This window comes from Pseudoalteromonas xiamenensis (assembly GCF_017638925.1).
Lineage (GTDB): Bacteria > Pseudomonadota > Gammaproteobacteria > Enterobacterales > Alteromonadaceae > Pseudoalteromonas > Pseudoalteromonas xiamenensis.
This window is the reverse complement of record NZ_CP072133.1, coordinates 1,339,821-1,362,726: the sequence shown is the minus strand read 5'-3', so window position 1 is coordinate 1,362,726 and position 22,906 is coordinate 1,339,821. Positions and strand designations below refer to the sequence as shown.

At 44.3% G+C, this 22,906-nt stretch carries 14 protein-coding genes, 1 tRNA gene and 8 pseudogenes; 8 read left to right on the top strand and 15 right to left on the bottom strand.

What is annotated here, in order from left to right; genetic code table 11:
• Positions 1-26: 26 nt before the first annotated feature.
• From J5O05_RS06635 to sfsA, 8 genes and pseudogenes are all read right to left on the bottom strand, one after another.
• The gene (locus tag J5O05_RS06635; protein ID WP_244369886.1) at positions 27-269 is read right to left on the bottom strand and encodes a hypothetical protein; all 243 of its coding nucleotides are present in this window, start codon (positions 267-269) and stop codon (positions 27-29) included.
• A gap of 53 nt (positions 270-322) precedes the next feature.
• A complete protein-coding gene (gene panC / locus J5O05_RS06630; RefSeq protein WP_208844111.1) occupies positions 323-1,171 on the bottom strand; it encodes a pantoate--beta-alanine ligase in 849 nt (282 codons plus the stop codon).
• Positions 1,171-1,966 (bottom strand): annotated as a pseudogene (panB, locus tag J5O05_RS06625) (3-methyl-2-oxobutanoate hydroxymethyltransferase). The gene panC and the pseudogene panB overlap by 1 nt, the downstream one beginning before the upstream one ends.
• Positions 1,967-1,992: 26 nt before the next feature.
• Positions 1,993-2,480, bottom strand: a pseudogene (gene folK / locus J5O05_RS06620) (2-amino-4-hydroxy-6-hydroxymethyldihydropteridine diphosphokinase).
• Positions 2,477-3,773 (bottom strand): annotated as a pseudogene (gene pcnB / locus J5O05_RS06615) (polynucleotide adenylyltransferase PcnB). Before pcnB ends, folK begins: the two co-directional pseudogenes overlap by 4 nt.
• Positions 3,774-3,954: 181 nt before the next feature.
• Complete coding sequence (gene gluQRS / locus J5O05_RS06610) at positions 3,955-4,884, bottom strand: tRNA glutamyl-Q(34) synthetase GluQRS (protein ID WP_208844110.1); 930 nt, start codon at positions 4,882-4,884, stop codon at positions 3,955-3,957.
• A gap of 11 nt (positions 4,885-4,895) precedes the next feature.
• Positions 4,896-5,339 carry an RNA polymerase-binding protein DksA gene (gene dksA / locus J5O05_RS06605; protein WP_208844109.1) on the bottom strand — a complete coding sequence of 148 codons (444 nt, stop codon included), beginning with the start codon at positions 5,337-5,339 and terminating at the stop codon, positions 4,896-4,898.
• A gap of 233 nt (positions 5,340-5,572) precedes the next feature.
• Positions 5,573-6,286, bottom strand: coding sequence for a DNA/RNA nuclease SfsA (sfsA, locus tag J5O05_RS06600; protein WP_208844108.1), 714 nt, complete (start codon positions 6,284-6,286; stop codon positions 5,573-5,575).
• A gap of 77 nt (positions 6,287-6,363) precedes the next feature.
• On the opposite strand from sfsA, the pseudogene pepB reads away from it, so the two are divergent.
• The 4 genes and pseudogenes from pepB to J5O05_RS06580 all read left to right on the top strand — a co-directional run bounded on the left by pepB (position 6,364) and on the right by J5O05_RS06580 (position 10,354).
• Positions 6,364-7,657, top strand: a pseudogene (gene pepB, locus J5O05_RS06595) (aminopeptidase PepB).
• A gap of 195 nt (positions 7,658-7,852) precedes the next feature.
• Positions 7,853-8,581 carry a 1-acylglycerol-3-phosphate O-acyltransferase gene (locus tag J5O05_RS06590; protein WP_208844483.1) on the top strand — a complete coding sequence of 243 codons (729 nt, stop codon included), beginning with the start codon at positions 7,853-7,855 and terminating at the stop codon, positions 8,579-8,581.
• Positions 8,565-8,900 (top strand): ribonuclease E inhibitor RraB, encoded by a 336-nt coding sequence (gene rraB / locus J5O05_RS06585; protein WP_208844107.1) that lies wholly within the window; start codon positions 8,565-8,567, stop codon positions 8,898-8,900. The genes J5O05_RS06590 and rraB overlap by 17 nt, the downstream gene beginning before the upstream one ends.
• A 169-nt stretch (positions 8,901-9,069) precedes the next feature.
• Positions 9,070-10,354, top strand: a pseudogene (locus tag J5O05_RS06580) (cyclic di-GMP phosphodiesterase).
• Here J5O05_RS06580 and J5O05_RS06575 read toward each other — a convergent pair.
• The gene (locus J5O05_RS06575; RefSeq protein ID WP_208844106.1) at positions 10,320-10,643 is read right to left on the bottom strand and encodes a hypothetical protein; all 324 of its coding nucleotides are present in this window, start codon (positions 10,641-10,643) and stop codon (positions 10,320-10,322) included. The pseudogene J5O05_RS06580 and the gene J5O05_RS06575 sit on opposite strands and share 35 nt — an antisense overlap.
• Before the next feature lie 257 nt (positions 10,644-10,900).
• Here J5O05_RS06575 and J5O05_RS06570 point away from each other — a divergent pair, with 257 nt between their 5' ends.
• Positions 10,901-12,166, top strand: a complete 1,266-nt coding sequence (locus J5O05_RS06570) for an outer membrane protein transport protein (RefSeq protein WP_208844105.1) — start codon at positions 10,901-10,903, stop codon at positions 12,164-12,166.
• Positions 12,167-12,271: 105 nt separating this feature from the next.
• On the opposite strand, the pseudogene J5O05_RS06565 reads toward J5O05_RS06570, so the two are convergent.
• The 3 genes and pseudogenes from J5O05_RS06565 to pepA all read right to left on the bottom strand — a co-directional run bounded on the left by J5O05_RS06565 (position 12,272) and on the right by pepA (position 17,290).
• Positions 12,272-15,119: pseudogene (locus tag J5O05_RS06565) on the bottom strand (valine--tRNA ligase).
• Positions 15,120-15,143: 24 nt separating this feature from the next.
• Positions 15,144-15,590 carry a DNA polymerase III subunit chi gene (locus J5O05_RS06560; RefSeq protein WP_208844104.1) on the bottom strand — a complete coding sequence of 149 codons (447 nt, stop codon included), beginning with the start codon at positions 15,588-15,590 and terminating at the stop codon, positions 15,144-15,146.
• A 188-nt stretch (positions 15,591-15,778) separates the two neighbouring features.
• Complete coding sequence (gene pepA / locus J5O05_RS06555; RefSeq protein ID WP_208844103.1) at positions 15,779-17,290, bottom strand: leucyl aminopeptidase; 1,512 nt, start codon at positions 17,288-17,290, stop codon at positions 15,779-15,781.
• 206 nt (positions 17,291-17,496) lie between these two features.
• Here pepA and lptF point away from each other — a divergent pair, with 206 nt between their 5' ends.
• Positions 17,497-18,609 (top strand): LPS export ABC transporter permease LptF, encoded by a 1,113-nt coding sequence (lptF, locus tag J5O05_RS06550; protein WP_208844102.1) that lies wholly within the window; start codon positions 17,497-17,499, stop codon positions 18,607-18,609.
• Positions 18,606-19,674, top strand: a pseudogene (gene lptG, locus J5O05_RS06545) (LPS export ABC transporter permease LptG). Before lptF ends, lptG begins: the two are co-directional and overlap by 4 nt.
• A gap of 81 nt (positions 19,675-19,755) precedes the next feature.
• Here lptG and J5O05_RS06540 read toward each other — a convergent pair.
• Positions 19,756-20,253 (bottom strand): RDD family protein, encoded by a 498-nt coding sequence (locus tag J5O05_RS06540; RefSeq protein WP_208844101.1) that lies wholly within the window; start codon positions 20,251-20,253, stop codon positions 19,756-19,758.
• 234 nt (positions 20,254-20,487) lie between these two features.
• Here J5O05_RS06540 and J5O05_RS06535 point away from each other — a divergent pair.
• Positions 20,488-20,572: transfer RNA gene (locus J5O05_RS06535), tRNA-Leu, on the top strand.
• Positions 20,573-20,859: 287 nt separating this feature from the next.
• On the opposite strand, the gene yacG is transcribed toward J5O05_RS06535, so the two are convergent.
• A complete protein-coding gene (gene yacG, locus J5O05_RS06530; RefSeq protein WP_208844100.1) occupies positions 20,860-21,102 on the bottom strand; it encodes a DNA gyrase inhibitor YacG in 243 nt (80 codons plus the stop codon).
• Positions 21,103-21,194: 92 nt separating this feature from the next.
• Positions 21,195-22,875: pseudogene (gene pilB, locus J5O05_RS06525) on the bottom strand (type IV-A pilus assembly ATPase PilB).
• Positions 22,876-22,906 lie beyond the last annotated feature (31 nt).

Here is a 22,906-nt window from a genome sequence, read left to right as displayed (position 1 = left end):
TGAGGCGAGGAGATGAGAACTCGAGGCTAATTAGTGGTATTGAGTGCTTCTGCTTGCGCTTTACAGGCATTGTATTCGTCAATACATTGATTGTTGCATATCTGCTGTGTCAGTGTCGCATCGATGCTTTGGCTTTGACAGGATTGTTCACATTGATAATTCTGCTGTGCGCATTGTTTGAGTTCAGGGCTAATTTTGCTTTGGCAACCCATAAGTGGCAATAGCATTAAACAGGACATTAGAGTAAAACGAGAATAACGTTCGCGCATGAGACATTCCTTTTTATAATAAGAAAAGGGTCGTAATCGACCCTTTTTTAAATCTATGCATTGACCTGTATGTTGTCAATGAGTCTGACTGACCCTAAGTATGCCGCAACTAAGATGACAAAATGCTTATCATCAGAGGTCGCATTTCTTAACGTGTCTCGTTCAGCGATACCAAAATAGTCAATTTTTAAGCCTTTGGCTTCAATCGCGGCTTTCGCTTGTTGTTCGAGAGTGTCGAAACGGCGGTCCCCAGCTTCTAAAGCTTGAGCTGTATTTGTAAGCGTTTGATAAATAACACTAGCAGTCTCTTTTTCCTCGTCGCTCAAATACCCATTGCGAGAACTCATTGCAAGGCCGTTTTCTTCGCGTTTGGTGGCGACACCGACAATTTCGACAGGGATTGATAAGTCCTTAACCATGGAGCGGATGACAGCGAGTTGCTGGAAATCTTTCTCGCCAAAACACGCGAAATCAGGCTGAACTAAATTGAAAAGTTTTGTAACTATGGTCGCGACGCCGACAAAATGGCCTGGGCGAGACGCACCACAAAAGCCTTGAGACACCGTTGGAACGTCAACGGAAGTTTGCGCATTCAACCCATTTGGGTAAATGACATCAACCGTTGGCGTAAAAATCAAATCGGTATCAAGTTCTGCTAAGCCTTTTTGGTCTTCAACGAGGGTACGTGGGTATTTGTCCAAATCTTCGTTTTGACCAAATTGCATCGGGTTGACGAAAATGCTCACAACCACTTTATCCGCAAGCGTTTTGGCTTTCTCGACTAATGAAAAGTGACCTTGATGAAGGTTGCCCATCGTTGGCACAAACGCAATACTTAAACCTTGTTGGCGCCAAGCTTTTATTTGACTACGTAGCGATTTGATTTCACTAATTGTTTGCATTAATTAAACTCGTGTTCAGGGCCAGGAAACGCACCCGATTTTACATCATTACAATACTTCTTAACGGCATCGACCATGTTGCCAGTCTCTGCTAGGAAGTTCTTTGAAAATTTAGGAATATAGCCGGCCGAAATGCCCACTAAATCATGCATAACTAGAATTTGACCATCCGTTTCTTTACCTGCACCAATACCGATCACTGGGATTGTTACAGCTTCGCTGATTTGTCTCGCCAGAGCTGAAGGAATGCATTCGAGAACTAACAGTTGCGCGCCGGCGTCTTGCAGAGGCTCTTGCATCGGCAATCATTTTTTGCGCTTTGTCGGATTCTCTTCCTTGGATTTTAAACCCACCAAAAACATGGACGGATTGCGGTGTTAAACCCAAATGACCACAAACAGGAATACCTTGTTGAGTCAGTAGCTTAATACTGTCGTAAAGCCATTCACCACCTTCCAATTTAACCATGTTGGCGCCTGCACGCATTAACTCAGCCGCATTCTCGCATGCTTGCGTTGGATTTGCGTAACTCATAAACGGCATATCAGCGACCACAAATAAGGCTTTGCTGCCTGCACGAACACAACGCGTGTGATAGGCAATGTCTTTAGTCGTTACAGCAAGTGTGTCATCTCCACCTTGTAGTACCATACCAAGTGAGTCGCCGACCAAAACGATATCAACACCGTTATCAGCAAAGAGTTTTGCAAAGCTTGCATCGTAAGCCGTTAATGCGGTGATTTTATCGCCAGCTTGCTTCATTTTTTGTAAAGTGGATACCGTAATTTTTGACACGACAATTTCTCCGTTGGCGCGCACCATTAGTATGCGAAAGGGACTAATCCATTCGCAGGAACGTGTTGTTTTAAATCGGCAATGCGTGTTCCACACGGCATGACCAACTCTGGTGCGATATCAAATAATGGGTAGATAACAAATTCTCTGACCTTCATACCATAATGAGGAACCGTTAAACGCTCCGTTTCTAGTACGTCTTGATTGAAAAGTAAGATATCGAGGTCGAGAGTTCTTGAAATTCCAGCGTTCGTCTTTTCGTACTCGGCCATAATCGAGACTCGATTTGTTGTAGCACGTCTAACGTGGCATCGGGCGATAAAGCCGTTGTAAAAGAAGCAACCGCGTTTACGTAATCGGGTTGATCTTGCGGACCCATCGGTTTGGAGGCATAAAAGGGCGACACAACAACATCTCTTACCTCATTGTGGGCCTGCAATGCCCTGATAGCCCCTTGTAATTGGGCTACAGGATCGTTCAAGTTGGCACCAAGTCCGATGTAAACTAGGTTCATGATGGATCCGGTTTCTTTCTTGGTTTACGACGGCGAGGACGACGAGGGCCTGAACGTTCATCGAGCGATTTAACCATGTCTTTCTGTCCGGTCACGTCTTTTTCTAAATAATTTGTCCACCAAGCCGCGAGCGATTGTAATTCAGTTTCACCGCTTTCGACACGAAGAAGTAAGAAGTCATATGCCGCCCTAAATTTAGGCTGTAAGCTCAAGCGATAGGCTCGTTGACCACTGCGCTTATCTAAGCGTAATTGCAAATGCCAAATATCACGTGCGCCAATGGTAAAACGTTTCGGTACCGCCACTTGTTTCGCACTATCGGATAACACCGCGTTCATCGCGATATTATAAGCATCATGTGCGAACATGCCGTCTTTCTCAACGAGAGCGTCTGCACGTTGACGAAGGGGGAGCCATAGAAGTGCGGCAAAGATAAATGCCGGCGTTACTTTTTTATCTGCGTTAATTCGAGCATCGGTATTTGCGAACATTTGCTGAATAAAGCGCTCAGCAAAACCATCTGTTGATGCATTCAAGGCACGCTCTGTTGCTGGGAAGAGATACTTGAATAAGCCGAGTTCACGCAGCATTAGGAAGTTTTGTTCCGCTTTGCCATTTAAAAACAGCTTCAAGCACTCTTCGAATAAGCGAGCGGCTGGAATATTTTCAAGAAGTGAGGCCAACTGAGGGATTGGATTCTTCGTCGCAGGAGCGATGCTCATATCAAGTTTCGTTGCAAAACGAACCGCACGTAACATACGGACGGGGTCTTCTCGGTAACGTGTTTCAGGGTCGCCAATCAGCTCTATTTGACGAGTCTCGAATTGCAGCAAGGCCACCGGCATAATCGCGAATGCTGAAATCTTCAATAGAATAATAAAGCGCATTGATTGAAAAATCACGACGCTCAGCGTCTTCTTCAATGGTTCCGTAAACGTTATCGCGAAGTAGTTGTCCCTGTTCACTCGCTTGGCTGATGTTGTTGCTTTTTCCTTCATCACTATGATGGCCGCGCATTGTCGCTACTTCGATAATTTCTTGACCGAAGACGATATGAGCGAGACGGAAACGACGACCTATGAGTCTGCAATTGCGGAAAATTCGTTTTATTTCTTCTGGCTTAGCATTCGTCACGACATCGAAATCTTTGGACTCTAATCCAAGCAATATGTCACGAATACAACCGCCCACAAGATAGGCTTCAAACCCCGCATCTTTTAAACGGTACAATACTTTGACCGCATTGGGACTAAATTGTTTGCGCGAAATACTATGCTCACTGCGAGGTACAATCACAGGTTCCGGTAATAATGTCGCGGTTGCCGTGTGCTCATCACTTTTGCTCGCAGGGCCAATTATTTGGCGGCAAATTTGGAATAGCTTGGAAATAATAACGATTCTCCTAACAAGTTTGCAGCTTGAAGTTTAGGCGATTTTATAAGGGTCGTTATCATATACCAGCTCTTAATAAAAATTAAGAGGTAGGCAACGAGAATTGATACCCTTTATCGCTTAGTTTTACGACAATTTCACGAGTTTTTGGGATGTTTTCTCGCTGATAGTGCTCAATTGCCCATTTCAATAAAGCTTCCACCGAGTGGATGTCGACATGATTATCAGGGAATAGGCCGAGGAATTGCAGAGTTGCAAGTAGGGCCGGCGCTGGATTTTTCTTGTCAACAGCGGGGGCATGATTTTGCTTAGAAAGCTTAAATCCTGGCGATTGAACCGCTAATGGTACGTGACCATATTGTGGTATTGGCCAGCTTAACTGCGAAAACAAGCTCATTTGCCGAGAAGTTGGTTCGACAAGATCTGCGCCGCGAATAACATGACTAATACCTTGTAAGTGATCGTCAACAACGACAACTAACTGATAAGCATATAAGCCGTCGCCGCGCTTCACAATGTAGTCTTCGTTTGCCAGTTCAGAAGGGGTTGTAACTTGCCCTTGAACTAAATCATCAAAAGTAACAATAGGATGGGTCTGTGTAATACGCAGAGCATTGCGTTCAAACGTATTGTTTAACGGTAAACAGTGTCCAGTATACAAACCACCGAGTGCTTTTATTTGCTTGCGCGTGCAGGTACAGGCATACAACTCATGACGAGCATTCAGCGTAGATAGAACGTCTTGGTACAGCGAATGTCGTTGGCTTTGCCAAACTACCTCTTCATCCCAATGAAGCCCAAATGCTTCAAGTGTATGAAGAATGTCAGTATCAGCACCTTTGACCACTCTCGGGGTATCAATGTCTTCGATACGAACTAACCATCTACCTTGGTTGCTTTTTGCATCCAAGTAGCTTGCAGTTGCGGCGATGAGTGAACCAAAATGAAGAGGGCCGGAGGGGGAGGGAGCAAATCGACCGCGATAGCTCCCTTGAATATCTGGGGTAAGCATGTTCGGGGGGGTTATCCGCGTCCCGTTTGCTTCTCTTTAATTTCTGCAAGAGTCTTACAGTCAACACATTGGTCAGCTGTAGGACGAGCTTCTAAGCGACGGATACCGATTTCAATACCACATGAGTCGCAGAATCCGAAATCGTCGTCTTCAATGTTTTGTAGCGTTTTTTCAATTTTCTTGATGAGTTTGCGTTCACGGTCACGTGCACGCAGTTCCAATGAGAACTCTTCTTCTTGAGCCGCACGGTCAACTGGATCAGGGAAGTTTGCAGCTTCGTCTTGCATATGCGTTTTAGTACGATCTACTTCATTTCTTAGATCGTTGCGCCATGCCTCCAAAATCTGTTTGAAATGGGCAAGTTGCGCCTCATTCATGTATTCTTCGCCTGGTTTTTCTTGATACGGCTCTAAACCAGCTTGGGCTAACAACCCAAGTTTCTTTTGCTCTGGCATAGCAATCTCCTAAATCCTTAAAATCTTACCCCAGCTTCCGCCGGCGGCTATAAATAGCAGAATCCTACTACCTAGGCAATTACTTTTTTCCTATTTAGTGTGCCAAAAGCAAGATTCTACCTAATTAAAATGGATGGGTTTTAGCCATTTTTGACGACAAGTCAGAAGGTTAAAACAACCTGTAGAAAAAATAATTTTCCCAAATATGGGGGGCTTTTTTAAATAATCAAGCGTTACCCTTTAATTATTATCGGCAATGGGTCGGTAATAATAAGTTCCTCTTTTGACACTTGTGCGCGATAAGCGAGAAATTCAACCCCCGCTTTTTGCGCGTCGATACATAAACTGGCGTAATGAGGATCAATATGTGCAGCAGGATGTACGTTTTGAATGCCATTATGCATTACGATAAAAAGCAGAACGGCACGATGACCCTGTGCTTTCATTTCCATCAATTCGCGTAAGTGTTTTTGACCTCGAACGGATGGTGCATCAGGGAAATATCCCTTGCCATTTTCTAACAATGTAACGGATTTCACTTCTACGTAGCAATGCGCCTCTGGATTTATAGATTGACTGAGTAACGCGTCGATTCGGCTTTTTTCACTGCCGTAGGGTACTTCGGCTTGCACTTTATCGTAATGAGCAAGTGGTGCAATTTTACCTGACTGTAATGCTTCTATCGCAACGTTATTTGCGCGTGCGGTGTTAACGCAAATTAAGTGACCATCAAGGCTTGTTGTAAGTTCAAGCGAATGCGGGTATTTGCGTTTTGCATTATTACTTGTGGTGTAATACGCCAGCGTATTTGGCTCCGCACAGCCAGTCATTCTACCCGTATTTGCGCAGTGCACGGTTAAGATGCAGTTGTTGACGTCAAGGTCAACCAAAAACCGTTTATAACGTTTAATCATTAAGCCAGTTTGCAGTGGCGGCACGTATAGCATTATTTCTTCGCAGATATTTGGGTCGACATTCTGGCTAGTGTACACTGTGCAAAACACATTGAATATGAGTGAACTACATGTCTGAACAATTTTTAGTCCGTCTAAGTGAAGAGCCTGCAAAAGGCGTTTGGGCGCAGTCTGGCACAAGCTTTGATAGCCAAGGTGCGGTTATTCATCTCCCAGAAGCGAGTGCGTTGAAACATGTTCAACGTGCCGCTCGCGCGATTGCAACGCAAGGTTTAGCGAAAGTAAGCTTGCAGGGCGAGCGTTGGACTACTGAGTTACAGTGGGCCTTTTACCAAGGATTTGTCAGTCCAAAACAACTTGGTGGCGTGACGTTTATCGACAATACGAACAGCGATTTGGCCGCGCTTGAAGCATTAAAAGTCAGTGCGACTTGGGCACGCCAAATGATTAACGGTACAGCAGAAGATATTTACCCAGAGAGCCTTGCTGGCAAAGCGGCTGAGTTTATCCAGTCTCTTGCTCCAGAGCACGTAAGTTACCAAATCATCAAAGGTAAAGCGTTGTTAGAACAACAATGGATTGGTATTCATGAAGTGGGTCGTGGTAGTGAACGACCTCCAGTGCTATTGGAACTTGATTTCAACCCAACAGGTGACGATGATGCACCTGTGAGTGCGGCTTTGGTTGGCAAAGGGATCACGTTTGATTCAGGTGGTTACTCAATCAAAGCAAGTGAAGGTATGCTGGGCATGAAATGCGACATGGGCGGCGCCGCAACGGTGACAGCAGGGCTTGCTTTGGCGATTCAACGTGGTATTCAAAAGCGCATTAAACTCTTTTTATGCTGTGCGGAAAACTTAATCTCAGGCCATGCCTACAAACTAGGTGACATTCTTACCTATAAAAATGGCACCACAGTTGAAATTGTGAATACGGATGCGGAAGGCCGTTTAGTGCTTGCGGATGGGTTGATGGCGGCAGCTGAAACAGGTGCTCCATTGATTCTTGATGCGGCGACGTTGACTGGGGCCGCGTTAATGGCTGTAGGACAGGAATACAATGCGATTTTCGAGAACCGATAAACCTTTAGTGCGTGAAGTTTGCCAGTTTGCTGACCTAGAAAGTGAAGCGGTTTGGCCATTACCTCTTGAAAAATGGCACCAGAACGCTTGCCCATCTGCTTATGCGGATACGGCAAACAGTCGCCCAGTAAAAGGCGGTGGTGCTGGTGGCGCATCGAATGCTGCTGGTTTCTTATCACGTTTTGTACCAAACGACGGCCAAGGTTGGATCCACTTAGACTTAGCGGCGTGTTTTAGAGACAACGCTTCTGCAGACTGGTCTGCAGGTGCGACAACGTTGGGTTTCAGAACCATTGCTCGTTTCTTGCAAGAAAAAGCGTAATTCATTGCTCTTTAAGAAAAAAAAGCTCGCGTAATGCGAGCTTTTTCTATTCTATTTATACCGAATTGCATTCTTTTAAAATTCACCCGCGATTAAACGAATCCACCTTCGACAATTTTTGCAAATAATTTGAGCTTACAAGTGTTCGCTGTACGAGTTATAATGCCTCCAGTTTTACTGTACGGAGAGTTCCCGTTGCTTGCTGTAGTTCGAATTATCGCGATGGCGATATTTATCGTGATGAGCGCTTTATGCGGTCTAGTGCTTTGTTTATTCAAACCATTCCACAAAAATAACGTACATATTGTGGCCTCATGGTTTGGTAGCATGGCGCGTATTTTAGGTGTCAACGTTGTGATTAATCGTGCACCTGGTGTTGATGAAATTGGTCCTGCTATTTACATTGCTAATCATCAAAACAACTATGACTTGTTTACTTTGCCAGGGGCTGTGCCAAAAAACACGGTAAGTATGGGGAAGAAAAGCTTAAAATGGATCCCATTTTTTGGGCAGCTTTATTGGCTTTCTGGCAACATTCTAATCGATCGTGGCAATCGCTCTAAAGCGGTTGGTACACTTGGTAAAGCGGCGAGTAAAATAAAAGAAGATGGTGTTTCCGTGTGGATGTTCCCTGAGGGAACTCGAAGCTATGGACGTGGACTACTACCGTTTAAAACCGGCGCTTTCCATACTGCGCTAAATGCCAAGGTTCCTGTCGTTCCCGTATGTATGAATTCAACACATAAGCTTATAAAGCTAAATCGTTGGGACAATGGTACAATATTCATCGATATGATGGAGCCTTTGATGCTCGATGAGAGTGTAAGTGCACGAGATCATGCACAAGCGACTCACGAATTGATGGCACAAAGAATTGCACACCTTGATGATAAAGTGAGAGAAGCGAATGGAAAATTGGCGTGAGATCAGCGAAGACATCGTTGAGTCGTTGCTAGAAGATGGTTCTAACCCTGAAGTGTTGTATGAAGTGGAACACCACTTTGTATGTGAAGACTTTGATAAATTAGAACAAGCCGCATTAGCCGCTTTTAAACTCGGATACGATGTTGAAGAGCCAGCCGAATTAGAACTGGAAGAAGGCGGTACTATTTGGGGCTTTGATATCGTTGTTGAATGTGAGCTAGACGTTGAAGCGATCATGGAAGACGTTGATAAATTGGCAGCGCTTGCAACACAAACTGGTGTTGAATACGACGGCTGGGGCACTTACTTTCAAGAGTAAATCTGCTTTTTGCGATATCAGGCCGACGTTGTTCGGCCTGATTTGTTTTGAGCACGAGTGAGCAGAATCACTAATAACATTTCATTAATTATTTTCGTTAATCTAGACAAGACCAATAAAAAAATGCTAATAATCGCGTCTTGTTCCCTTTGTGTGAAAAATCGACTTCATGCTGGTCACGCTACCGATTACAGAACTACAGCCAGGAATGTTTGTTGACAGTGTTAGCAAGCAAAGCGGTAATTCTAAAGTTAAGATTAAATCTCGAGGCATGGTGCGTGATAGCGGGATCATCAAACAGCTTAAGGCCAAAGGGGTTTTAGAGCTTAAAATTGATTTCACACAAAGCGATATTTCAATCCCTGACAAATACCAGCCTAAGCCTCCAATACCGGTTGTTGAACCTGAGCCGGAAAAGCCACAATCAAAACCTGATGGGACATTATCGACAGCTAAAAAGGTCGTTAAAAAGCCTGTAGAACCAAAAAGTCAGCAGCAACAAGAGACTCGTTTCACTTGAAAAAGAGTTTGCTCAAGCTATCCAACAATTTGAACAACACAATCGCAAAGTTCAGACCCTTTACGGTGATATCACCGCAGGCATGCGAGTTGATATGGGATTAGTCAACGAAGTCAGTAAAGAAATAGTCGAATCCGTATTTCGTAATTCGAATGCGATGGCGATTATGACGCGTTTGCGTGATAAAGATAATTACAATTGGCGTCACATGATCAATTGCACCATATTGGTCACGGTCTTTGCTAAATATCTCGGGTTAAAGCCTGCAATGGTTGAACAGTTGGCCCTTGGTGCAATGCTGCACGATGTGGGACATGCTAAATTACCTCAAGGCATCTTAAATAAAGAGAGTAAGCTTACCGATCATGAAATGAAAGCGCTTGAAAAACACGTTTCGCAATCGTTGGGGTTGGTCAAAGGTGAGGCGGGTTTGTCAAAAATTGTGATGGACATGATAGTGAACCATCATGAGCGACTGGATGGTACCGGTTATCCAAGGGGCCTTAAAGCAGAAAACATTTCTAAAGTGGCACGTATTATGGCCATAGTTGACGTGTATGATGCAATCACTGCGGATAGACCACACGCAAGTGGGAATGAGCCAATTCATGCACTGCGTTATCTACTGACGAATAAGCAATTGTTTGATCCAGAACTGGTGCAACGATTTATAAAATGCATGGGGGTTCATCCGGTCGGCACGATAGTAAAACTGACCAATGAACGTTTAGCCTTAGTGCTTGAGGGAAATAGGCTGCAGCCGACAGCGCCAAAAGTGCGTATCTTTTACAATACAAAGCATAATCATCACATCACTGCGAAAGAACTTGATTTAAGCGAACCGGAGCATGGTGTTAAAATCATCGTCGCGGTTAAACCGCTGGATTACCAAATTAACCTCAGCCGTTTGTTAAAAGATCATTTGTTGGTTTAGTCATCCGCTTTTGGCATTTGCGCTTACTGCGCCTCACACCTGCCCAACTCGCCCCTGAAAAGCAGCCAGCCATCATCACAAGCCAAATAAGAGAACCAAGTTGACTGTGAAAGGCAAGACAACACAGCGACAGCGCAAGCACCGCACTGGAAATTGCGGCTATCCAATAGAAATCAATTGGTTTTTTGCAGTGTTTTGCATTAGCGCAGGCACATTCATTTGCTTTCAAGAAATAAAAACAACTAACGCCACATAAAACAAGGCCTACGGTAAGTAAGAGCCATTCCATGATACACCCATTTTAAAATTCACGACCTAAGTAGTGTAATCGCTTCTGTATTTTTCTTCAATAAAAATGATAACCATTATCAATTAAATGGATGGGTGGTCTAATCTGTTTACAAATAGTTTAACTTTGGTGTTTTTATGTGCGATCGAACAGCGATAAGTCGAGAACCAGAAGCTTTTTCATAAAAAATTCGCTAGGGTGCGTATCGATTAAATTTGGTATGTAAACCAAATCGAAAAAACATATGGGATTTGAGAATGAAATTATTTACTAAGTCACTACTAGCATTAAGCTTAGCTGGTCTTTCAGCACAGTCTTTTGGTGCTGCGTTTCAACTAGCAGAGCAAAACGTTTCAGGTCTTGGTCGTGCGTATGCTGGTGAAGCTAGTGCTGCTGACGATGCATCCGTTGTAGGTCGCAATGCGGCACTTATGACTCAATTCAGCAGTGCACAACTTTCTGTTGCGGCGATGTACGTCGAGCCAGATGTGAGCCTAGATGGCACTTCAACAAATAATGGCCTTCCGGCAAATGTGCTTGACGAAAGTAGCATTGCGCCAAGTGCTATCGTACCTGCGGTTTATTACACTCGTGCTCTGAATGACCAGTGGTTCATTGGTGCCGGTATTTACTCTCAATTTGGTCTAGCAACGGACTTTGAGAGCGATTATGCAGCGGGTCAGCTTGCCGGCGAGACGGAAATTGTCACGATCAACACAAATTTAAGTGTTGCGTACAAAGTTGACGAACAGTGGTCGGTAGCATTTGGTCTTGACCATGTCTATGCGGATGCAAAGATTGTTCGTAACCTAGGTGCTAACCCATTCAACGTACCGGCACAAACAGAAGCGGTTCGTCTAGAGGGTGATGACAGTGCGTTCGGTTGGCATGTTGGTGCATCTTACCAAATGGATGCAAAGACTCGTTTTGGTCTAAGCTACCGTAGCGAAACAGACATTAAATTCGAAGGTGATTTCAGCAACCAATTACCTGCAACTCCACCATTTTATGGAACTGCATCTGCTAAACTTCCAGGTTCTGTGGACTTAACGCTTCCAGCTATCGCTGAGTTATCAGCAACACATCAGTGGAATGACATTGTAACCGTTCACGCAAGTGTAATGTGGACGGGCTGGGATAGCTTCCAAACGCTTGCGGCAGATGTTGAAGGCCGTGGAACGGTATTTACCAAGAACGAATCATTCTCAGATTCTTGGCGTTACGCAGTGAGCTCTGAATACCGCTTCTCGAAAGCATTAAAGCTTCGCATGGGTCTTGCGTATGACACATCGCCGGCTGACGATGCGCACTTGTCTATCTCAATCCCAGACACCGATCGTATTTGGTTCTCGTTTGGTGGTGAGTATCAGTTAGACGACCATAGCAGCATTGATTTAGGTGCGAGCATTCTTCGCGGTAAAACGCAGAACTTTGTTGAGCATGATAACTTTGGCAGCGCATGGGGTTTTGAGTCTCGTGGACACGCGGCGATTGTTGGTGCGCAGTACAACTATCAATTTTAATCAAAGAGTAGTTTGATAAAAAACGCGGGGTTCTGATACCTCGCGTTTTTGTTTTCTGAAATAAAAAAGCCACCTTAAAGGGTGGCTTTTTTGGCAAGAGGCCGATTATAAGCTTTCAATCTTCGCTTTTTGAGCGAGTAGCTTATCTTTTGCATCTTGGTATTCAGCAAGTTTCTCATGCTCTTTCGCCAGCACCGCTGGTGGCGCATTGTTTACAAACTTTTCGTTTGCAAGCTTGTTGCTTACCTGAGCCAAGCCTTTCTCTGCTTTTTCTAATTGCTTTTCAATACGAGCAAGTTCCGCTTCAACATCAATCAAGCCTGCCATCGGGATCATGATTGCTAAGTCACCGATAAACGCAGTTGCTGATGCCGGTGCATCATCTTTGTTTTCAAGTACTGTAAAGCTTTCTAGTTTTGCAAGTGAACTCAAGAATGCACTGTTACTATCGATGCGACGCTTGTCTTCTGCACTTACACCCGCCAGTAATACGTTGAGAGGCTTACTTGGACTGATGTCCATTTCACCGCGGATATTACGTACAGCAAGGATGAATTGTTTCACCCATTCAAGATCCGCCATCGCTTCTGAATCAACTTGAGATTCATCGAAGCTAGGGAAGCTTTGTAGCATGATTGTTGAAGCTTCAATGCCTGCAAGCGGTGCAACACGTTTCCAAATAGTCTCGGTGATGTATGGCATCAATGGGTGCATTAAGCGCAGCAAACCTTCAAGGACCGTGATCAACGTGTGGCGTGTGCCACGTTGTTCGATTTCAGAGCCTTTGAATAGGACTGGTTTTGTTAACTCTAAGTACCAATCGCAGAACTGGTTCCACGTGAACTCGTATACCGTGTTTGCAGCAAGGTCAAAACGGTAGTTATCTAGGTGCTCACGGAACGTTTTTACGGTGTGTTGGAACTGACCTAAGATCCAGCGATCTGCAAGAGACAGTTGTTTGTCGCCACCGTTGAAACCGCAATCCTGTTCTTCGGTATTCATCAGCACGTAACGGCTTGCATTCCAAAGCTTATTACAGAAGTTACGATAGCCTTCTAAGCGGTTCATATCCCAGTTGATATCACGACCTGTTGACGCCATAGCCGCCAGCGTAAAGCGCAGCCGCATCCGTACCGTGTGCTTCAATACCATCAACAAAGGTCTTGCGCGTATTCTTCTCAATCTTTTGCGCTAGTTGAGGTTGCATCATGTTGCCAGTGCGCTTTTCAACTAAGCTTTCAAGATCGATACCGTCTATCATGTCGAGAGGGTCTAGCACGTTACCTTTAGACTTCGACATTTTATCGCCATTTTCGTCACGAATTAGACCGGTTACGTAAACAGTTTTAAAGGGGACTTGTGGTTTACCATTCTCATCTTTCACGAAGTGCATCGTCATCATAATCATACGTGCAACCCAGAAGAAAATGATGTCGAAACCCGTTACAAGCACGTCAGAAGGGTGGAATACTTTTAAGTCTTCCGTTTGCTCTGGCCAACCTTGTGTTGAGAATGTCCAAAGTGCTGACGAAAACCACGTATCTAATACGTCTTCATCTTGTGCAAGTACAACGTCTGCGCCTAGGCTGTTTTCTGCGCGAACTTCTGCTTCATCACGACCAACATAGACGTTACCTGCTTCATCATACCAAGCTGGAATACGGTGACCCCACCACAATTGACGTGAAATACACCAATCCTGAACGTCACGCATCCATGAGAAGTACATATTTTCGTATTGCTTAGGTACGAACTGGATTTCACCGTCTTCTACCGCCTTAACGGCTTGCTCAGCGAGCGGAGCAACTTTTACGTACCATTGGTCAGTAAGTAAAGGCTCGATGATAACGCCAGAACGGTCGCCGTAAGGAACAGTTAAACTGTGATCGTCGATTTTTTCTAACAAGCCAGCTTGTTCAAACTCTTCAACAATTTTTGCACGCGCATCGAAACGATCAAGGCCGTGGAAACGCTCAGGAATTGGCGCGTCCAGGTCAAGTTCTTTGCCGTCAAACGTATAGGTTTCACCTGCATTCAAAATTGCCGCGTCTTTGTTGAACACGTTGATCATCGGAAGTTGATGACGTTTACCTACTTCATTATCGTTGAAGTCATGGGCTGGCGTGATTTTCACACAGCCAGTGCCTTTTTCCATGTCCGCGTGTTCGTCAGCAAGGATTGGGATACGGCGATTTACGATAGGCAGCAAAATCTCTTTACCAATCAGGTCTTGGTAACGTTCGTCATCAGGGTTAACGGCAACACCAGTATCGCCCAGCATGGTTTCTGGACGGGTAGTCGCAACGACAATGTAATCTTTGCCATCTTTCGTTTTAACGCCATCGGCTAAAGGATAGCGTAGGTTCCACATGTGACCTTGCTTGTCTTTGTTTTCAACTTCAAGGTCAGAAATCGCTGTGTGCAATTTCGGGTCCCAGTTTACTAAGCGTTTACCACGATAAATAAGGTCATCTTGATAAAGACGAACAAACACCTCTTTAACCGCGTTTGACAAACCCTCATCCATCGTAAAACGTTCGCGATCCCAATCAACCGACGCGCCTAAACGACGAAGTTGACGTGTTATCGTGCCGCCTGACTCGCCTTTCCATTCCCACACTTTCTTAATGAATTCATCGCGGCCTAAATCGTGGCGACTTTTCCCTTCTTCAGCGGCAAGCTTACGTTCCACAACCATTTGCGTTGCAATACCCGCATGGTCTGTACCGACTTGCCAAAGTGTGTTGTTACCATTCATGCGTTTATAACGAATTAGAGTGTCCATGATGGTGTCTTGGAACGCGTGGCCCATGTGTAAGCTGCCGGTGACATTCGGTGGCGGGATCATGATGGAGTACGCTTCACCTTGGCCAGACGGTTTAAAGTAGCCATTGCTTTCCCAGTCTTGATATAAAGACTGTTCAATATCTTGTGGATTATAGGTTTTATCCATTACACAGAACCTTAAAATATACTTTTATTGCGAGATTTCTTGAGTTGAAAGCACTGCGCCAAGCTGCCTAAGTTGTTTAAATCTTTCTCGAGCGGCTTGTTTTTGCACGGCCTCAACGGGCACAAAATCAAATACTTGATTAAAACGTCGAATGAAGTCGGGCAGCGCCATCGATAAGTTAATGAGTACTGTTCGACGGCCTACGGGCGGAGTCACACCGATTTCAACGGGCGCGCCACCTTTTGGTCCTTCACCTTGTAAATTGTGTGGCACAAAACTGTCAGCTTCAAATTGCCATAAATGTTCATCGAACTGATGCGCCAAAGCGATGTCATCGATGTAGACAAACACACGTTCACCAGAGCGAAACTGCTCTAATGCGATTTTTGCGGCCAAATCAAAATGAGCCGGTACTGTCGTGTCCGGCCCATGCTCTTGGTTTAGCACATAGAAACATGCGTTTGTGGTCATATAAAGGCTATTTTTTCAATCCGACGCGGTCAAATCGTGATGTAAAGCACTGCGCTTGAACGACACGAAACCAGCTGTTTTGGTTATCAATTCGACGGCTAAAAATAAAACCGCATTCTGACACAGAATGCGGTTTCCTTCAATCGTCGACACGCCTTGAAAGGGCGCATTACATAGCAAAAAAGGGACTAATCTGCTTGTCCTTGACCGACGTTCGCTCTATTGAGCAAATATTGCGTTAACAATGGTACAGGACGACCAGTTGCTCCTTTGTTTTTGCCACTACGCCATGCTGTTCCTGCGATATCTAAATGTGCCCAATTATATTTCTTGGTAAATTTAGATAGGAAACATGCGGCGGTAATAGTGCCTGCAGCGCGACCTCCAAGATTGCTAAAGTCTGCAAATGGGCTTTCGAGTTGTTCTTGGTAATCGTCCCAAAGCGGCAATTGCCAAGCGCGGTCGCCACTTTGTTCAGACGCTTTTAAGATGTCATGAGCTAGCGGGTTATGGTTTGAAAGCAAGCCTGTTGCATGATGACCAAGGGCTACGATACACGCGCCTGTCAGCGTAGCTACGTCAACAACCGTTTCAGGCTCAAATTGTTCTACATACGTTAATGCGTCACATAGCACCAAACGACCTTCTGCATCGGTGTTTAATACTTCAACCGTTTGGCCGGACATTGTGGTAAGAATATCACCCGGGCGATAGGCATTGGCGCTTGGCATGTTTTCACAACCAGCCAAAATACCAATGACGTTAAGTGGCAGTTTGAGTTCAGCAACGGTACGCATTAAGCCTAAAACGGATGCCGCCCCGCCCATATCGTATTTCATTTCGTCCATGGCTTCGCCAGGTTTGATTGAAATACCACCGGAATCAAACGTCAAACCCTTACCAACAAACACAACGGGGGCTTGTGAGTCTGGGGCGCCAGTGTAATGGATAACAGACATAATGGACTCGTTCGCACTGCCTCGTCCTACAGCAAGGTAGGAATGCATGCCAAGATCTTCCATTTCTTTTTCACCGACAAGATTCACCGTCACGTTATCAAATTCGTTCTCAAGAATTTTAGCTTGTTCGCCAAGATAGGCTGCATTACAGATATTCGGTGGCATATTGGCTACGTCTTTACAGAGCTTAGCACCGGAAGCAATCGCTAAACCGTGCTCGATGGCCGTTTCGCCAATGGGAAGTTCGCGGCGTGTTGGCACATTGAAGACGATTTTACGAAGGGGTCTGCGCAAATCGCTTTTTTTACTCTTGAGTTGATTGAAGGTATATAAGCAATCCTGAGTTGTTTCAACTGCTTGCCTTACTTTCCAATACGTATCACGACTTTTCACATGTTGCTCTGTTAAAAAGCAAACTGCTTCCATAGACCCTGTTTCATTAAGAGTATTGATGGTTTTTGAAATAATCTGTTTGTACTGTTTGTCATCTAGTTCACGTTCTTTGCCGCAACCGACAAGTAACACGCGCTCACTAAGAATGTTCGGTACATGATGTAACAGTAAAACTTGCCCGGTCTTTCCTTCGATATCGCCGCGGCGAAGTAAATTAGAAATGTATCCTTCACTGATTTTGTCGAGTTGCTCACCGATAGGTGATAGGCGGCGTGGTTCATAGACACCCACGACGATACATGCGCTTCGTTGTTTTTCTGGACTACCGCTTTTTACGCTGAATTCCATTGCGACTCCTGAGTCTGTGATAGGTCAATTTGAACTTTATACGCCATTTTTCATCAATACCAGTAAAGGCCTTATATTTCTTAAATTGGCCCAAACAGTTGGTAGGATTATTGACACTGTTGGCATATAATAAAGTGACTAAAATAAAGAGTTTACCCAATTTTTTGCACTATTCCAGTGAAATAAGACGCTTATAGGGGCAAACATTGCTAATTTTTCGTTATTTAACTGCTGAAGTTCTGAAATCTCAGATAGCGGTTTTCCTTACATTGATGACTATCTTTTTGTCGCGGCGCTTTGTGGTGATCTTAAGCTCTGCGTCCGAAGGCAGCATACCTGGCAAGTTAGTACTTGCTTTTTTGGCACTGAAATTACCTCAGTTGGCATCGTTAATACTGCCACTCAGTTTATTCCTTGGGATCATATTGGCTTACAGCCGCATATATGCAGATAGCGAAATGACGGTGTTACGGGCCTGCGGAGTAAGTGAATGGTATGTTGTGCGTGTTACGCTTATATCCAGTGGTATTTTAGCCGTTTTAGCTGCGGTTTTGACGCTTTACATCGCGCCTTGGGCAAGTGAAAAAGAATATCAGCTTCGAGAGCAAGCAGATGCAGAGTCTGGGCTGTCCACGCTCAGAGCCGGGCGCTTTCAACAAACTGGAAACGAAAAGGCTGTGGTGTTTGTTCACAACATCGATAACGGTGGGACTGATTTACACAAAGTATTCGTCGCCCAATTACCGAGTAAAGATTCGAATCAAGCTGCACGTATTGTATACGCTCAGTCAGGCAAAGTGTTGGAATCAGAAAGTGGTGAACAGCAATTGCTGCTTGGCACGGGGAAACGATACGAAACAGATGAAAGTAATTTATCGATGAACATTACGGAGTTTTCGAGTTATCAGGTCCAGATACGTGAACAGGCGATAGAACACCAACGTCGAAAGTTAGAAGCGGTTCCAACCATCAGACTTCTTGATATGAAAACGCCTGAAGCCGTTGCTCAATTTCAATGGCGCATAGCAATTCCTTTAGCCATCCCGTTACTGACATTAATTGCAGTTCCGCTCAGTGTGGTGAACCCAAGGCAAGGTAAATTTGCTAAGTTGGTCCCTGCAATTAGTTTATACCTTGGGTATTTTATTTTACTTAATGCTGCGCGTTTTGCGGTGGCAGACGGGAAGATCCCGCCCTCCATTGGACTTTGGTGGATCCATCTAAGCGCCTTGTTTATTGGTGCTTATCTTATCGTTAAGGGGCGTCCAATTGGCGTGTGGTTACGTTCAATCTTTTTGCGTAGAGAGAGCACATCATGATGAAAACCTTAGATGTGTATTTGGGACGTAGCCTCGTTCAAACTACCGGTTTTACGCTGTTAGTTCTTGTTGGCATAAGTACGCTTATCAAGTTTATTGAACAATTGAAATCCGTTGGGCGCGGTACTTTTGATATTATGGATGCGCTCTTATACACGCTTTACAGTGTGCCGGGAGAGCTGGTCGTATTCTTCCCGATGGCTGTGCTGATTGGTGGCCTAACAGGACTTGGTGCGCTGGCATCGAACAGTGAATTGATCGTTATGCAAGCAGCTGGAATGTCCCGATTGCAGATTATCTCTTCGGTAATGAAAACTGCCGTTGTACTCGCTTTATGCATGATGGCTGTTGGGGAGTGGGGTGCTCCACAAGCCGAGAAAATTGCGCATGATTTGAAAAGTCGTGCAATTCATGGCGGTGAGGTCTTTAATGCACAAAAAGGAATTTGGGCAAAAGACGGCAATAATTTCATTAACATCGCCAATGTTGATCAGCTCGGAATCTTGCAAGACATTAATATTTATCAATTTGATGAGGCGCTTAGCTTAAATTCGATCATCCGAGCTAAATCTGGCCATGCACGCAATGATGGTTGGCTATTCAAAGGGGTTGAAACGGTTAGCTTGGATGGTGAGTCTATTAATTCGAATAAACAAGCGGAGTTATTTTATTCGTCGGCATTGAACGCTGAAAAATTGGGGGTGGTTTCAATTGATCCGGATTCCTTATCTTTTTCAGGGCTTTGGTCTTATCTTGGTTATTTAAAACAAAACGATCAGGATACGAGTACCTATGAGTTAGCGCTTTGGAGAAAGATAGTGCAACCTATAACTGTAGGAGTTATGCTGCTCGTAGCACTGTCGTTTATCTTTGGCCCGCTTCGTTCAGTCAGTATGGGGGACTCGTATCATAATGGGTGTGGTTACTGGTATTGCATTCCATCTTACTAATGAGATTTTTGGACCTATTGTGATGGTCTACCAAGTGCCAGCTGCCTTTGGTGCAATAATGCCAAGTATTCTTTTCATCGTATTTGCTAGCTATTTGTTAAAGCGACGAACATAGTTTTTAGCGTGAGAATTGAAAACAAAAAAGTCGCGTAGGCGACTTTTTTGTATTTAAGATGTAGACCTTATCCGCGTGGATTTAATCCAAAGAACGATAGACTCGGCGATTTTCTTCTTTACTTAGAACAATGACATTTGTGCCCGTTAGCCGGTCTTGCAAAGCTCTTTTATGTTTGAAATCGATGAGCACTAATAGATTTCCTAAACCTAATAACGCGCATACGCTGCGCAGTGCTGCTTTGCCCCATGATAAAGGTGCACCGTCAGTGGTAACGACCTGAAGACGCCAAGCGCGCATCCCAATTGTTTGCCCACTTTTTTTCCAGAAGTAGGTAAAGAAAAACACCGAAACACTAACTAATAATGCTAAACGTAGCCAATAGAGTAAAGGTGTGTCTTGAACAAAAGCGGAAATATCTTCATGCCCCGACATTGAGAGCCATTCAAGGCTAATCGCTCCTTGCACGAGTAAAAGAAATAAAACAGTCGATAACATGGCGAAAGCTATCACCACTAAACCATCATAAAGCAATGCAGCTAGACGGCGGAAAAAGCCCGCATTAGGAAACTCAGACATGGGGAACCTCAAAAATAAACTTTGTTTATTTTACACCAATGACCCTAAAAGTGCAGTGATGTTGGCGTTTTGTTCAAAGAAGAAGCAGTTAACACTGGGAAATCAAAAAATTGCTTGCTGCGACAAAAGATATTTGTATAATGCAAAGCATAGAGACGAGGGCATATAAACAAAGCCCAAGCTCAAAGTGGTTTTTCTTTATCTTTTAATCTTAGAAGATTAAAGAAAAATGATGCCAGTGTGATGGAATTGGTAGACATGACGGATTCAAAATCCGTTGCCTTCGGGCGTGACGGTTCAAGTCCGTCCACTGGTACCACTTTACTAACCCTAACCTATTTGGTTGGGGTTTTTTTATGTCTGAATTTTGTAGTTTTTTGCTAACTTCCAAATCGATTCATTCAATGCTCCATTGGAATCCTACCTACATCGACGTATTTCAAACATTCTCCCATCGATAAATCTTTACTAATTCGTTGTATGTAATAGGTTGTAAGAGAGTGATGCAACTGAATTGGACAAAAACTCTAGTGGCAGGACAAGAAGATGTGTTGTGGTATCAAGGAGTAGGTGAGCATTAGATGCTCACCAATCGACCGGGTCGTTTTATTGGAAGAAATCGTCTTGATTTTTTGCCAACATAGCTTCAGCTTCTTCGATCAAGCGTTGCTTATCTTCCTCTGATAATGTGTGTTCAGTGTTAAGTACCGATGAAATCTTATGGTTTTCCATTGACCATTCTCCAAGGTCAATGAGTTGACAGCGCTTGCTGCAAAAAGGGCGATAAGGGCTTCTATCAGACCAAATAACATCCGCTTGGCAAGTAGGGCATGCGACAATTGTAGGCATTGTTATTCTCAATAAGTTCTTTGTTGCTAGTCTAACGAGCTGGTCTGGAAGGTCAAGGGAGTGTAGTGCACTCCCCATATCTAAACGGCTGTTTAAAAGCTGGTGACGCGATTAATTTCGGTAAGAGAGCTAACACCAGCTCCTGCTTTTTTGAGACCAGAAATACGAAGGTTCGCAAATCCAGCTTTGTTTGCCATTTCTGCAATTTCAAGGCTATTGCCACCTCGCATAATCACCTGTGCGATTTCTGGAGTGATTTTAACTACCTCATAAATACCGACTCGGCCTTTGTAGCCATCGGTACAATGATCGCAGCCTTTTGGCGAAAACAACGTTACATTTGGGATGTCAGCTTCTTTGAAACCCTGTCTTAAGAGCTCTTCTTTCGGCAATGTTTCTGGTGTTTTACATTTTGGGCATAAACGACGAGCAAGGCGGCTGCGCGATAATCAAACTCACTGAGCTGGCAACGTTGTAGGCAGGCACGCCCATGTTGAGTAAACGCGTGAGTGTTTCGGGGGCAGAGTTGGTGTGAAGTGTACTTAACACCAAGTGACCGGTTTGTGCCGCTTTAATGGAAATTTCTGCCGTTTCCAAATCTCGGATCTCACCTACCATGACAACATCTGGATCTTGACGTAGGAAAGCTCGAAGTGCATTAGCGAACGTCATGTCAGCTTTGGTATTGATTTGAACTTGGTTAATACCTTCAAGGTTTATTTCAACAGGGTCTTCAGCGGTACTGATATTACGTTCAGGTTTGTTGAGAATGTTTAAACCCGTGTAAAGTGAAACCGTTTTACCCGAGCCTGTCGGCCCTGTGACCAAAATCATCCCTTGAGGCTGATTGAGCGCGTCAAGGTAAAGCTGTTTTTGTTCAGGTTCATAACCCAAAACATCGATGCCGAGCATTGCGCTGGAAGAATCCAGAATACGCATTACAATCTTTTCGCCCCACATGGTTGGCAACGTGCTCACACGGAAATCGATGCTTTTCTTATCCGATATTTTGAGCTTAATGCGACCATCTTGAGGTTTTCGCTTTTCCGCAATATCAAGACGAGACATAACTTTGATACGGGCAGAAAGTCGGTTTGCTAGCGTAACCGGTGGGCTTGCCATTTCATGTAAAATACCATCGATACGAAATCGAATGCGGTACTTGTGCTCATAGGGTTCGAAGTGAAGATCCGATGCACCTTTTTTGATGGCATCCATCAGTATCTTATTGATGTAGACGATGATAGGCGCATCGTCTTTTTCTTCTTCCTGTTGTGCTTGAACGGTTTGTGAGTCATCGGTTTCAAGTGAACTGAACTCATCAAACTCAGCTTCCGACATGCCAAGTCCACTTGATGAGTCGAACAAAGAGTCAATTTTCTTTTCAAGTTGACGATAATCGACAACGACAACTTCGCATTGAAGGCCTGTACTGAACTCGAAGTTTTCTAGGGCGCCATAATCGGTTGGATCAGACGCGGCGACGTACAATTTACGTCCTTTACGGTTGAGTGGAAGAATATGATGTTGTCGAATGAGCTTTTCTTTAACAAGTTCTTTCGGAATGTTTTCCACGTCAAACTCATTCAAATCGAATAAGGGAACTCGAAATAGGTCTAGGCATTGTTCGGCTAACTCTTTGCCATCCATGCCGCTGCACATCGCAATTAACTCTGCAATTGAACTTGCATCTTTTTGCTTTGCTTTAACCTGCTCAGCGGTCACGCGTCCTAACGTTAAGAACTTACGTAATAATGGGGAGTTTTGCTCCATTGAATACCTTTATCTGTTTAACTCTGTTTTT